Origin of the sequence: Chryseobacterium sp. MEBOG06 (assembly GCF_021869765.1) — a bacterium.
In the GTDB taxonomy this organism is placed as follows: domain Bacteria; phylum Bacteroidota; class Bacteroidia; order Flavobacteriales; family Weeksellaceae; genus Chryseobacterium.
The window spans coordinates 1,315,469-1,328,440 of the sequence record NZ_CP084580.1 but is presented as its reverse complement, the minus strand read 5'-3'; the positions used below and the strand labels follow the sequence as shown (position 1 = coordinate 1,328,440).

14 protein-coding genes are annotated in these 12,972 nt (G+C 30.9%); 2 read left to right on the top strand and 12 right to left on the bottom strand.

Annotation, left to right across the window (positions count from 1 at the left end; all coding sequences use genetic code 11):
• Positions 1 to 66: 66 nt before the first annotated feature.
• The 7 genes from LF887_RS06180 to LF887_RS06150 form a co-directional block, all read right to left on the bottom strand.
• Complete coding sequence (locus tag LF887_RS06180; protein WP_236857962.1) at positions 67 to 1,707, bottom strand: hypothetical protein; 1,641 nt, start codon at positions 1,705 to 1,707, stop codon at positions 67 to 69.
• Between the two features lie 203 nt (positions 1,708 to 1,910).
• A complete protein-coding gene (locus LF887_RS06175; RefSeq protein ID WP_236857961.1) occupies positions 1,911 to 2,381 on the bottom strand; it encodes a hypothetical protein in 471 nt (156 codons plus the stop codon).
• A gap of 342 nt (positions 2,382 to 2,723) precedes the next feature.
• Positions 2,724 to 2,942, bottom strand: coding sequence for a hypothetical protein (locus tag LF887_RS06170; RefSeq protein ID WP_236857960.1), 219 nt, complete (start codon positions 2,940 to 2,942; stop codon positions 2,724 to 2,726).
• Between the two features lie 176 nt (positions 2,943 to 3,118).
• Positions 3,119 to 3,886: a GLPGLI family protein gene (locus tag LF887_RS06165; RefSeq protein WP_236857959.1), complete on the bottom strand. Its 768-nt coding sequence runs from the start codon at positions 3,884 to 3,886 to the stop codon at positions 3,119 to 3,121.
• A gap of 6 nt (positions 3,887 to 3,892) precedes the next feature.
• On the bottom strand, positions 3,893 to 4,171 hold the full coding sequence (locus LF887_RS06160) for a hypothetical protein (protein WP_236857958.1): 279 nt from the start codon (positions 4,169 to 4,171) through the stop codon (positions 3,893 to 3,895).
• A gap of 1,144 nt (positions 4,172 to 5,315) precedes the next feature.
• Entirely contained in the window at positions 5,316 to 5,915 is a 600-nt protein-coding gene (locus LF887_RS06155; protein ID WP_236857957.1) for an HAD family hydrolase, read from the bottom strand.
• Between the two features lie 15 nt (positions 5,916 to 5,930).
• Positions 5,931 to 6,320 carry a VOC family protein gene (locus LF887_RS06150; RefSeq protein WP_236857956.1) on the bottom strand — a complete coding sequence of 130 codons (390 nt, stop codon included), beginning with the start codon at positions 6,318 to 6,320 and terminating at the stop codon, positions 5,931 to 5,933.
• 113 nt (positions 6,321 to 6,433) lie between these two features.
• Between LF887_RS06150 and LF887_RS06145 the strand changes: the two genes are divergently transcribed.
• Together LF887_RS06145 and LF887_RS06140 are read left to right on the top strand one after the other, a co-directional pair.
• Complete coding sequence (locus tag LF887_RS06145; protein WP_236857955.1) at positions 6,434 to 7,603, top strand: MFS transporter; 1,170 nt, start codon at positions 6,434 to 6,436, stop codon at positions 7,601 to 7,603.
• A 3-nt stretch (positions 7,604 to 7,606) separates the two neighbouring features.
• The gene (locus LF887_RS06140) at positions 7,607 to 8,356 is read left to right on the top strand and encodes a DeoR/GlpR family DNA-binding transcription regulator (RefSeq protein ID WP_236857954.1); all 750 of its coding nucleotides are present in this window, start codon (positions 7,607 to 7,609) and stop codon (positions 8,354 to 8,356) included.
• A gap of 164 nt (positions 8,357 to 8,520) precedes the next feature.
• Here the strand turns inward: LF887_RS06140 and LF887_RS06135 are convergent, their stop codons facing one another.
• The 5 genes from LF887_RS06135 to LF887_RS06115 form a co-directional block, all read right to left on the bottom strand.
• Positions 8,521 to 8,901 (bottom strand): hypothetical protein, encoded by a 381-nt coding sequence (locus tag LF887_RS06135; protein WP_236857953.1) that lies wholly within the window; start codon positions 8,899 to 8,901, stop codon positions 8,521 to 8,523.
• A gap of 564 nt (positions 8,902 to 9,465) precedes the next feature.
• Entirely contained in the window at positions 9,466 to 10,230 is a 765-nt protein-coding gene (locus LF887_RS06130) for a tetratricopeptide repeat protein (protein WP_236857952.1), read from the bottom strand.
• 122 nt (positions 10,231 to 10,352) lie between these two features.
• Complete coding sequence (locus LF887_RS06125) at positions 10,353 to 10,709, bottom strand: hypothetical protein (protein WP_236857951.1); 357 nt, start codon at positions 10,707 to 10,709, stop codon at positions 10,353 to 10,355.
• A gap of 193 nt (positions 10,710 to 10,902) precedes the next feature.
• Positions 10,903 to 11,589: a hypothetical protein gene (locus LF887_RS06120; RefSeq protein WP_236857950.1), complete on the bottom strand. Its 687-nt coding sequence runs from the start codon at positions 11,587 to 11,589 to the stop codon at positions 10,903 to 10,905.
• The gene (locus LF887_RS06115) at positions 11,586 to 12,782 is read right to left on the bottom strand and encodes a hypothetical protein (RefSeq protein ID WP_236857949.1); all 1,197 of its coding nucleotides are present in this window, start codon (positions 12,780 to 12,782) and stop codon (positions 11,586 to 11,588) included. The genes LF887_RS06120 and LF887_RS06115 overlap by 4 nt, the downstream gene beginning before the upstream one ends.
• Positions 12,783 to 12,972 lie beyond the last annotated feature (190 nt).

Sequence of the window (12,972 nt, the reverse complement as noted above, 5' to 3'; positions counted from 1 at the left end):
GAAATCATTTGATTTTCAGAGGTTTTTGATTTTTAGGGTGGTCAAAAGGGTGGCTAATTATTTTATTTAATTCAATTTTTTTTCAACAAAAGAATTCAGGATATTTTGAAATCTTGAACTTTCCCCCTCCCTATACCCTTTTTCTTTAGCTTGCCTCATAATATATTTATTAAAAGGAAGTAATTTATTTTGTTCAGATTTTTTACATTCCACTATGTAATTATCAATGAGGATATCTAATTGTAATATTCCGTCAGCAAAGTAATCTTCAAGTTTAATTAGAATTTCAAGAGGTACCATTACAAATTCTTTCACAAAACAATCTTCAGGAATAACTCTACTCCGTTTTAATTTTTCAAACCTGTCATTCAGTAAATACCTGAAACCTTCAATGTCAAAGCAAGGATCTTGATAGACAATTATAGGATAAACATTAAATCTATCCGTTATCTCAAATCTATCCAAATTCTGGAAGATTGTAGTTAAGTAACTCTCTATCACATTTAGCAACTGTGTTATACCTTTATCTTTATGTTTTTGATTTTTCCCACTTTTTTCTATTGTTTTAAGTTCAAAGTTTTGAAGAAACTCATGCTGAATTTCCTCTAAATTACCACAATGTTTAATCTTAGCATTTAGCATAACATCTTTAAATTCAAATAGAAATATGTTTTTTCCTTTTCTGATATAAAAATCAGGTTCTCCATCTCCTATTTTTTTTCTCAACTCATCTCCTGATATAAGTTTTTTATATGTTTTTGAAAAGCAACCTTCCATTATTTCATAAAACAAATATTTTTCTGTAAAACGTTCTCCTACTAATTGTTTAAATTGAGGATAATTTTTTATTTTATTCATCCCTTTCTCTTTCAACGTAGAAGCAAGGTCAAACAAAAAACTCTGAAACATTTTATCAATAAAAAAGTTTGAAAAAATAATACTGTATAAATTATTGCCATGACAATAAATCGGCTTACTTCTTAATCCTGTAAAATCAGCTGTCCTTTTGAAACTGTTGATATCGATACTCATCGTATGTAAGAGCTTTTTCTGATAGCATCTCACAGGAACGATTTTCATCAAGTTTGAAGCTCCTTCTTCGTTAGTAGTATTTCTAAGATAGATGTGCAAAACAAAGTGTAAATAATCCTCCCATTTTTCAATCTGATTTTCTTTTAGAAATACTTTTAGATATCCATTGAATTCTACATCTTGCTCACAAAAAATCATAAAGCAATAAAACCTTATAAATTCTACTCTATAATCTTTAGGATAAATTACATCATTAATTTTTAATTGTACTGGCAAATGATGTAAAACTTGTGAGTCCGCATCTTTAATAGACGCCAAATCCTTAGTTGAATAATGAATCCTTTCATCACAACAAATTAAATAAGCAATAAATAAATTTGAAAAATCATCCTTTGACTCAAGTATATCCTCATTATTCTCATTATGGTTTTCTAAAATATACTCAATTAATATCAATAAAGAAGCTTGATCTAAAAACACATAATTTTCTAATTCATCAGTAATGTACTGTAAATAATCAGTGATTTCACGTTGTAATTTTGCGTTCATTTTAAACAATAATGGAATAAAAAAATCAAGTTCGCTTTGGTTACTTGTCATTAAACCCTTTTTAAACAACAAATATGAAAGCCATGCAATAGCACTTTTTGATGGAATAATTTTAAGAATATCCATCAGATTATCTTTTCCTGCAGGAAATACACATGAATATGTAATCTGCCTTTTCACCACTAAGCACTCCATTTTTTCTACTAATTAATAATTTGAAATATTCTCATTTCTACTCTTTTGTTTTCTATCTCCTTAGCAAATAAAACTTCTTTTTTTATTATACACTAATACAGTATAAACTCTCCTCGTCTGAGTTGAATGGTTTTTTACTGTTTAGATAACTCTGTTTTACTATTCAATAAGTTGTAAATTTTTTTTGTATTTTCTGAGACTTTATCCCATTCTCCAACAGAATAATATTTACAACTCAACGTGGTGTTTCTGTCAATGTACTTTAATTCTACATTTCCTACATAATCAGAAGCATTTAAAGCTGTAAATTTGGGTTTAAGAATTGAAGATTTAATCCAACTTTTTAAGCTGTCTTTTTCATTTTTGTCAAGATAAATTTTTGTCTTTATAGTGTCTTCAATAATGTATTTAGGGGGAATATTATAAATCTGTTTATTCCAGACAATATTTTCAACTTCTGAACTGTCAGAGTGATTTTCAATTGTAATTTTCTGAAAAAGGGTGATAACCTCTAATTTTTCCCAAGTGTCATTATCTATTTTATTTTCAGGTTGTTTTGCACAAGAAAACAAAAGACCTAGAATAAATATTGATTGTATTCGCATCGTTTTTTTGAGATTTATTATTAATTTTTAGTCTTTAAAATTATGTCTTAAAAATTAAACTTTACAATAAACTATATTTATTTTATCTTTTTTTGAGGCTATTTCGAATAGGTTAATTTCAGATCCATTTGTATACTATAAATTTTTATAGTTTATCTATATAGTTCTTCATTACGTTTCTCCCAATATTCATGCAACTCATGCCGGGTTGTAATAATTGAAGACTTCCCGTTTTTCAAATAGTTAATAAATATAAAATATACTCTAATTTGACCTTACCTCAAGATGATTTTAGCAAATAAAAAAGCCCCTACAATAATCTGTAGGAGCTAAAATATAAAGTTAGTTATTTTTACTTTTTTGAAGTGAGTGATAATGATTTGCTATATTAACCGCTAAAGAAATTACAAGACCTCTTATAAATGACCAAAGTATTATTTCATTTAATTCAGCTTTAGTAAAGTTAATATTGTCATGGTGTATATTAACTTCAATAACAAGTATAATTGATGTTAATGCTAAAGCTGCTAAGAATATATATCCTATCCTTCTTAAATTCATTTTATTTTAATTATTTTCAAATTCAACTTAATATATTAAGATTACAAAAATTAAATTATCTATTAAAAATCTGTTTTTTGACTAGTCCTGAATAGACACGCCTTAAAAAAGCTTCCCAGAAAAGGCTGGGAATATGACAAAGGTAAACTTCCCTGTTTTGTTTAAAAGGTGCTTTTTTAGTGAGCATACATTTGTTCAAACTCAAATTTTTTTTCCAAGCCTGCTCTGCCTTTTGAGTCGCTTTGGACTTTTGTGCCGGCTGGCATCCTGCTTAATAGATCCTTCATTTCATTGTTTTGAGTTCCATCCTTCAAATCAATAAACTCTTTCATTGTTATTTTAGGATAGCTGCTTAATTTGGGGGTAAAATTTATATTGGGATCAACACTTAATTCCACTTTTTCAGCTTTCCAGATGTTAAAATTTTTATTATCTTCTCTTATATCTAATATTATTCCCGGCAAGCCAAAGAATTTAAAAGGTCCGGCGGAATATGGCAATTCTTTTGTAAAATAGGCAGTGACCTCCGAGCCTCTAAAATTAGTAGTTGCTTTTATACAATTATAACCTAGAATTTTTTTTGTTTTCGTCTCGTCAATTTTCCAAACCGGTTTAGTTAAATTATCGTGAATAAAATATTTTGTATTTCTGTCAAGTCCAGTAAAGAAAAAATCTTTTGTTTTTCCTTTGTCCTGAAGCTTTGAAATAAAATAATTCTTGCTTAAAGGTCTGCCACTTGGTTTTACTGCAGACATTGTACCATTACTATTGAAGTTAACTATTGAATCCTGAATTGATATGACATCATTATCTTTTATGTATAGGTCTTCATATAGGGTCGCAATAGGAGATCTTACATGATAATATTTTACATGAATCTGTGCAAGTCCACGCAAGAAAAACATTACGAAAAATATCGTAAAATATTTTTTTTTGAAATTCATAATAATTTAGTTTGCAGAAAGACTAAATCCGGCTTTAGCAAGATTCCATTTTACCATAGCCTGAAAAGCCTGACAAGATGAAAGCGTAGGAGCATCGGTAACGTACCATTGAGAACCAGTTACATTTCCTTCACTGTCATAAAATGTAACATTCACGCCACAGAGGTCAAAAGCTTTCTTGATTTCTGTCTTCTCAGTTTTAATTGAGGAAATTTTAAAATCTTCGGATTTCGCGCTTACAAGTCCAGCAACTCCAAAAGCTGCTAATAAAATTAGTTTTTTCATAAATGTTTATTTTTTTAATTAATAATATAATTGTGATTGCAATCTGAGATAATTATAACAATTATTTTATTAATCCACATTACGGAAATCCGGATTTACTAAAACTTTATTATTATGCAGAATACATGTAAGGTGAAAAGGGTTTTAGCGTCATAAAATTCTTTAATTTTATTTAAATGCTTTTCAACTGAGCTTAAACTGTTTGGCTTAATACCTTCATTTTTTTAATCGTTCGGGTATTTCATTCTGACCAAAACCTTCTTGAAGATACTTAATAATCAATTTTTCTATTTCATATATGTAGTAAAATTACAATCTATGCTATTTTTCACCTTACAGAATCCCGTATGGATAGATCTGTATTGTATAGTAGTTTTACAATAAAAATAAAAGAATTTATCAATGGCTGTTTACTCTTAAAAAGTAAGGATAAACCAACTAAAGGATGATATTCTTCATAATTTGAAACAAACAGAAAAAAGGAACGCAGGTAAACAAAGTGAAGGAAGACTTATTGATGAACTAACTTTACTTCCTGCCTTTCAATATATATTTCCTATACCTGAATAGACACGCCTTAAAAAAGCTTCCCAGAAAAGGCTGGGAATATGACAAACAGGACAGAACGTTAGCTAACCGGGATGCTGAACTGGAAGCAAAAGTCTCAATAAGATACTCTCCATCTTGATAAGATCTCTTTCTTTATTTTAGATAGTTTTAATTCAATTTCTACTGCAATTCAATCTGCTTTTTCCTGATCGGTAAGCATTGTATAAGTCTCCAACTCATCTATCTGATGATTCAGTTCGGAATTTTCTTCTATTCCAATGTCTATTTTTCACGGATGGCTTCCCCTCGCTGCTGTACGATTGCATCGTGTGCTGAAGTAATAATAAACAACCACTGCTATTTTTGCAGTGGTTTTGTGTTTACTACTGAATACTACAATATTGCATTTTTTGTATTTATGGTAGAATATAAAATCATGATGGAAATATTAAGTAGTTTAATAAATCCTGACAACTCATCGCCCGTTGGGAAATTCAATGGGAATATTACAGAAATAGACTTGAATAAACAAAATAGGAGGTGTTCAAAAGCAGGAAAAGTTTACCTACCGACTTGGTATGGTTTCAATCACAATCTACAATACCCCTTTCAGTTTTAAAACTGAACTTAGCTGATTTGCACTGCTAAAATGTATACTTTCAAAGCCAAGTTCTGAAGCAGATTGAATGTTATCCTTATTATCATCAATAAAAAGGCAATCTTCAGCTTTAAGATTGTAGCGGTCTAATAATACCCGGAATATTTCTTTATCCGGTTTTATCATTTTCTCTGTTCCTGAAACGACAATACCATCCAATAATTTAAAAAAATCAAATCTATTATAAGCGATGGGAAATGTTTCCTCTGACCAATTGGTCAGCCCATATATAGCATATTTTTTCTTCAGCTCTTTCAAAACATGTACGGTTCCCGGTATTTCTCCGATGAGCATCTTCTCCCATTGTGAAAAATAGAATTGAATATTTACAGAATGCTGGGGATATTTTCTTTTCAAAATTGAAATACCTTCTTCAAAAGTTCTCCCCCTATCCTGCTCTAAATTCCAGTCGTCTGTACAGATGTTGCTGAGAAACCACTCCATCTCAGCGGGATCCTTAAATATATTTCTATAAAAATATCTGGGATTCCAGTCTAGCAGAACACCGCCAAGGTCAAATATTATTGTTTTAGTCATAAAAGATTTTATTGATTACGCTGATATTTCGACATAATTTCCTTCAGGATCAAGCACTACGCTTTCATAGTAACCGTCTCCTGTTGTTCTTGGTTCACTTTCAATAGTGTAATGATCTGCACGTAGCCTTTCTGTGAGCTTGTTTACAGCATTTTTTCCTCCTACAGAAATGGCAAAGTGAGCAATTCCCTTACTGAATCCTCTTTTTTCAGGCTCTTCATGAATATCCAACCTATTCATGATTTCTAAACGGGTATTACTTTCTCCGAATGTCAGAAAATAGGAAGTAAAACCTTTCCTTTCGTTGGTATATTTCTCTCCACTCACTGTATCAAAATACTTTAAATAAAATTCACGCATCTTTTCCAGGTCATCTGCCCAGATTGCTAAGTGTTCAATTTTCATAATGAAAAATTTTTAGGTGTTTGTCATTTTAAATAATCTATCAATTAAAATAATTAATTGTTTTTTTGCAAATTTATACAAATTTGCATAATATTGCAAAATATAAATTTAATATGTTAGACAAAAAAATAAGTGAAGCTAAAAGAGCCACCCAATTTATATTTTTAGTTTGCGGACTTGCATTGTCAAGCTGGGCACCTATGGTGCCTTTAGCCAAAGACAGACTTCTCCTGAACGAAGCTGAACTAGGATTTTTACTTCTTTTACTCGGAGGCGGAGCTTTAGTAATGATGCCGCTATCCGGATTTTTTATCAGTAAAAAAGGTACCAGAAAAGTTATTTTAACTTCTGTTTTATCAGCTGCCTTACTCCTTCCTTTTCTGCTCATTGTTTCAGATATCTATCTGATGGGAATAGTCCTTTTTGCATTTGGCTGTTGTATCGGGACCATTGATGTCGCCATGAATTCACACGGTGTACAGGTCCAGAATGCCTTTGGAAGGCCTATCATGTCATCATTACATGGACTGTTCAGTGTAGGAGGATTATTAGGGGCAATGGGATTAGGATTTTTAATTAAATTTGGGCTTAATCCCATCTATGCAGCCATCACAATTTCTGCTTTATTGATTGGATTATTGGTTTTCCAGTTTCGTCACTTATTAAACTATCCGGAAGAAAAAGAGATCATTCAAAAATTTTCTCACGTTGATGAAGCCCAAGTAGTGACCAGCCGTTTTCAGTGGCTAAATGGAACAGTATTTATATTAGGCTTCATGTGCTTTATCGTTTTTCTTTCTGAAGGCGCTATGCTGGATTGGAGTGCCATTTTCTTAAGAGATAATAAGGGAGTAGAATCTGAATTTTCAGGAATTGGATATGCTGCATTTTCTGTAGCCATGGCAGTAATGAGATTAACAGGCGATTCTTTAATCAGCAAATTGAACAGCAAAATTGTTGTCATTGGTGGAAGTGTTTTAGCTGCTTTAGGAGTCTTAATCCTGATATTCAGTCCGTGGCTGGCATTATCACTCGCAGGCTTTGTTCTGCTGGGAGTAGGTGCAGCTAATATTGTTCCCGTATTTTTCAGTGAAGGCGGAAAAATTCCGGGCTTATCGCCAACTGTTACTATACCTGTTATTTCCACTATGGGATATGCCGGCCAGCTGGCGGGTCCTGCACTACTGGGGTTCATTGCACATCATTTTTCTTTGATGGTTGCTTTTGAAAGCATAGCTTTGTTGTTTATAATCGTTGCTGTAATCTATAAATTCAGAAAGTAATATATGTTAAAGGAAGAACGCTTTGAAATAATTCTTAATGAACTTCAAAATAAGAAAAAGGTCAAGTTCGAAGATTTAGCGGTACAGATTAATGTCTCTGAAGATACTATAAGAAGAGATATTGATCTTCTTCATCGTAACGGCCTTCTCTCAAAAGCAAGAGGTGGTGCCATTGTAAGGGAAAAAGATCCGCTTACTTTTCATGACAGACAATCTTTCCTGACCAAAGAGAAAGATATTATCGCTCTAAAGACACAGCAATTCCTCAAAAACGGAATGACCGTTTTCATGGATGGAGGTACAACGATATGGGCTGTCGTAAATTATATGCCTTTAGATATTAAAATCCGGATTATCACCAATAATCTTTCTATAGTTCCAATCATTGAAAAGTTTAAAAATGTAGAATTAATAATTCTTGGCGGAAACTATGAGCAAGATCTGGCTGTCACCTCGGGAATGACTACTTGTTATGAAGTCTCTAAATATATTGCTGATCTTTTTATTATGGGAACATGTGCCGTTGATTCTTCGTTTGGAGTTTCTTCTGTTTCAATCTCTGATGGGGAAACAAAAAAAATGATGGTACAGTCTTCCAAAAAGACAATAGCCCTTGCCAGTCAGAATAAGCTTAATCAAAGCGAATCTTTCAAAGTATGTGATTTACGCCAGGTCAGCACCTTGATAACTGATCTTGATTCTGATGATTCTGTACTGAATGCTTACAGAAAACCGGAACTTCAGATCGTATAATCCATCATGTTTTGGTTGATTGTCAAATAGCGCATGTTAAGACATTTGATATCTCATAGTCACCATCAATCCTCTACCTTTACTTGAGGAGACTGCTTTTTTTAGATTCTTATCGAATGATAAGCACAGTATGAAGGTTGTTATTGATGATTTCTTGTGCTGCTTTATTTTAATAATGTCATTTTTGAAATATTGCCTGCTGTTAAGATAAATTCTCTGGAAGGAATAATTGTATTGGAAATCTGTTTAATTTCATATCTGGTTTCTTTTCCTAATCCCACTTGAATTGATATTACTTTTTCATCATAACTTTTTTTGTTACTGTCTATCAGAATTTCCCGATCAGTAATAAGTCTGCTTTCAGCATTGGTATGCGTTGTATATTTAAACACTCCTTTATTGGAAGATATCAGCTTCTTCTCTATTTGCTGATCTCCTTCTGTAGATTCTTTTAAAATATATTTTGGTATACCTGCTTCATTATAAGAAAACTTTACATTCCATTTATCCAGATAGTCACTTGCCTGGGTTCTGTGAGATTCCATATAGCCTTTTAATATTTTAAAATCTTTATGTTTATATTTTTCATATGATGAAATATATTTTAAATCATCAAGATTATAATCTGCTAAAAAATCCTCCAGGAAATCAATCAGATCAGTAATATTTAAATGATCTCCAATACTTTTACGGAGATATTTATAATAAGAATCATTTAAGTAAAAAATGTCTTTATCACCAATCGAAACTGTTTTTTGCTTATCACCGAATGTGATAGTAAGCTTTGTGCTATAGCTTTCATTTTTATAATTTAATAAAAGGCTACTTTGATTTTTTGTTAAAGTACATAGATTAGGAACTTTATTTTCCGATATTGGAGAGTCGTTAAATTCATAAAAAGCGACACTATCTTTTTTTTGAATTGAATATATAAATCAAGTTATTGATACTTATTCTGTCTTTTTTATCCATTCTCCGATCCTCTACATACTCTCCTTTATCAATAGTTTTGTTAATGATATGAGTTAAAATATATGATTTTGGTGCCTGTGCAAACGCGTTTATATGAAAGGCCAGCAGAAGAAATAATATATATGTTATCTTTTTCATTACTTCGCCCTTTTTTCTGCATACTTAGGAATTTTTTTCAAATCTTTTTTTTGATACTTCATCAAAGAAAGATACTTCTTATAATTTACTTTTGCTTTTTCCTTTTCCCCTATATTCCAATAACTATCTGCGATATTTAAATAGGCAACCGCTCTAGTAGGAAATTTATTAATGATTTGCTGTAAGAGTTCAATTGCTCCTTTTTGATTTCCATTTTCAGCAAGCCTGTATGCTACATTATTATAATCATCTAAATTAGAAAGAGATAACGCAAATTTTTTCTTGAAATCAGATATTACTGATTCATTAAAACTATTTGCCAATAAAGGATAGCTCGACACATCCGCATATAATTTTTTGAGATCTTTATAGGGTTTTATAACACCCTGTTGATCAAAAAATGTAAGTGATTTAAATCCTTTTGAATCGATGTCAAGCATTTCAGAATCAATGTTTTTGACAGGAATATTCATGCTTTTGGTTAATATTTTAAAATTCTGGTCTTGACATTCCTGACAAGGGTTATAAAAATTAACGTTTCTTATATACCAACCTTTCTTATAAAAAATAGTAATTGTGCTATACAATCCCCTGTCTCCAATATAATACACAGTTATCTCATAAGGATTAGAATATCCAATTTTTGTATTAATGAGTGCCGTTATTTCCGGTAGTTCAAAATTATCCGAAGTTTTATTCCCAAAATGAATATTTAAGAGACCTTTTTTCAGTACAACAGCATCCTGAAGATTATCACGATCCAAATCATAATAATTTGACTGGGCTGAAATAAAATTCACACAAAATAAACAGAACGCCAGTGTTAATTTCGATATGTTATTTTTTAATTTTATCACTATCCATAGTATATTGTATATAGATCATCTTATCTAGGATTTCTTTTCTTAGCCAGATGAATATACATTTCTTTACATTCTTTAAAACTAGTATATGGATTGATCGAATTCCCTGAATTCTGAATATAAATAGTATCATTGTCAAAAATCGCATTGATATTATTATTAAAATCCAGATAAGTCGTTTTGCCTTCTCTAAGTAACTTGACAACTCCCTCAATTCTTTTTCGTTTGTCTAATTCAAAAGCAAAATAAAAATTATTCTTAATTTTCAATTGAATTTTGCATTTAGAATCAAAGGATAGATAATTCCCGGAAATACTTTGGGAATATGAAAAATGTGGAATCAATAAAATAATGAGACTTGTGATTATATCTTTTTTCATTTATTTAAAATATTACTTTTCCCATCATTAACCCAACTGTTCTCTCTATTCCGGTTTCTTCCACAGTTTGTTTATAACTCTTTCATTACTCTAATTTTTTATACATCAACAATTACACCCTGTTTATTATACATTCTGACTCACCTTAAAATATAAATTCATCCTATTTCCTATAATATATTGCATTGATCCATTATTGAGATAATCTCCGTCTATACTGCGGTACAATAAAGTTCTCAATTTCCTTCCACGTAAAAAAAATTGGATATTTTAGATAACCACTATTTGTTCTATTTTTCTCATCATAAAAAATAAAACTAATACCTTCTACCTTGCCCACATTGTTCGTCTTTATTTTATATTGAGTCAGATTATTTATAAAAAAAGAACCCCCTTCTTCAACCTTTAATTTTATAAGACACAGTTTTAAAAGCTGTTCCTTATTTAGAAACAATTTTTCTCCAACTTCTATATTATTTTTATTATCAAAGAGATAATATTTTGCATCTTCCCAAGGCGAACCATAGGACTGAATATTTACGGACAAATTCAGCAAACCGTTTTTATCAAAAAATATTTTATATTTTTCAAATCCAAATTGAGAATCTCGTAAAGAATTTGTTGAAATTAACCTTTTTAAAGCATCTTTCTTTGCATTTAATCTTTTTTCGGGATCATCAAATAAAATACCATCAAAAATATCATAACTCTTTTGGATTTTTTTATAAACATTAATATTTATGGGGCTCATTTTCATTTCCTGCAGCTCAAGACATTCATTGGAAGTACATATAGAATCTTTTATAATAGAGATATTTTGGGCATAAGCAAAATAGCTAAGCAAAAAAACAAATAATATATTTAATACTGATTTCGTCATTTTTTTTCTTTTTTTATAAATTCATAATGTTCTTTAATTTCGAAAGCGATCTTAGCTCTTTCGTAATTTTTTGCTCTTTTAGGTAATGCCTTTGTATCATATCTATTAATAGCTTTTGAAACAGAATCCACATCATCATTATCAGCATGTTGTTTTGCCGACTTTTTATTATACTTTGTACCTTCATTCCAAAACCATATTGCAGATTGAGTAGCATACATTGGGTCTTCGGATAATTTTAAATATTTTCCTTTTAAAGAATCTCCCTGTTTTTCTTCTGTAAAATCTATTGCTCCAGTAGTATCATCAATAAAATTATTTTTCTTTCTATATTTTGAAAAACTTTCATAATTTGCCCGTCCTGTTACTTGTTTTAGCCCTCTACCCTTAAATTTCCACCCATCTCTAGTCAACTCATTCCCATTTCCAAGTCCTCTGGTATCACCTTGATAAGGAGCATAAGCTCTTGACATTAATGGAACGCCAAAATAAGTATGAGGTTTTAATATTATTCCGTAATCTAAAGACTTATCTGGCTTAAAAACTTGTTTAATTACTTTCCCTATCCTTTTTTTAGGGCTTTTAGGGTCCTTTACCCCTTGATATTTACCATACAATTCTCCATCTACAATAAGCGGATTTTCACTTAATAGTAATGATTTAAGTTCATCATTTGTTTTTGAAACTTCATTTCCTTTAGCATCCACTATACTGAAAATCGAAGTTAAATTATCTTTCAGAGATTCAACAATAGTAATATTAATCGGAATACTAGAAGAACTAAAAACGCCTAAGCTTATACTGGATGAATATTCTTCTCCTTCTTCAAAAGTTGTAAACCCAGCAGACTCAAGGGCTATTTGTGCTATAAAGTGAGCTTTTCTTAAACATGTGTCTAAACCAAAATCCTTTCTGTATTTATTTAAATAAGGTAATATTGAATTTATAATTCGCTGTTGTTTTGCACTTAAATTTTTTACACCAATCGTTTCTTTAATCAATTCAGAGGTCAGTTCTGCTGAACAATTTGGACACTTATCATCTTTCTGCTCCGGTACAGGAGCCCCTTTTGAATCAACACTCTCCGGTACGTTGATCTGTCCGGAAGTTACAAACTCTATCTTTCCGGTCTCAGGGGGTATATTCCCTGGCATTTTGCCTGTTCCCGGTAATGTTGATTTTTTTAATAACACATAATGATCCTGTACTTTAGCGGTCCCAAAATCCTGCCATTCTGTGAGGGATAGCATCTGAAAACCATCATAAAAGATAAAGTTGGGAATCTGTTTTTCTACAATGGTTCCGGTAAGTTTACCCTGTGTTGTGGGTACATCATTTAAAACTTTAAATTCACCCAAATGAGCATTGAATTTTATCTTTGCT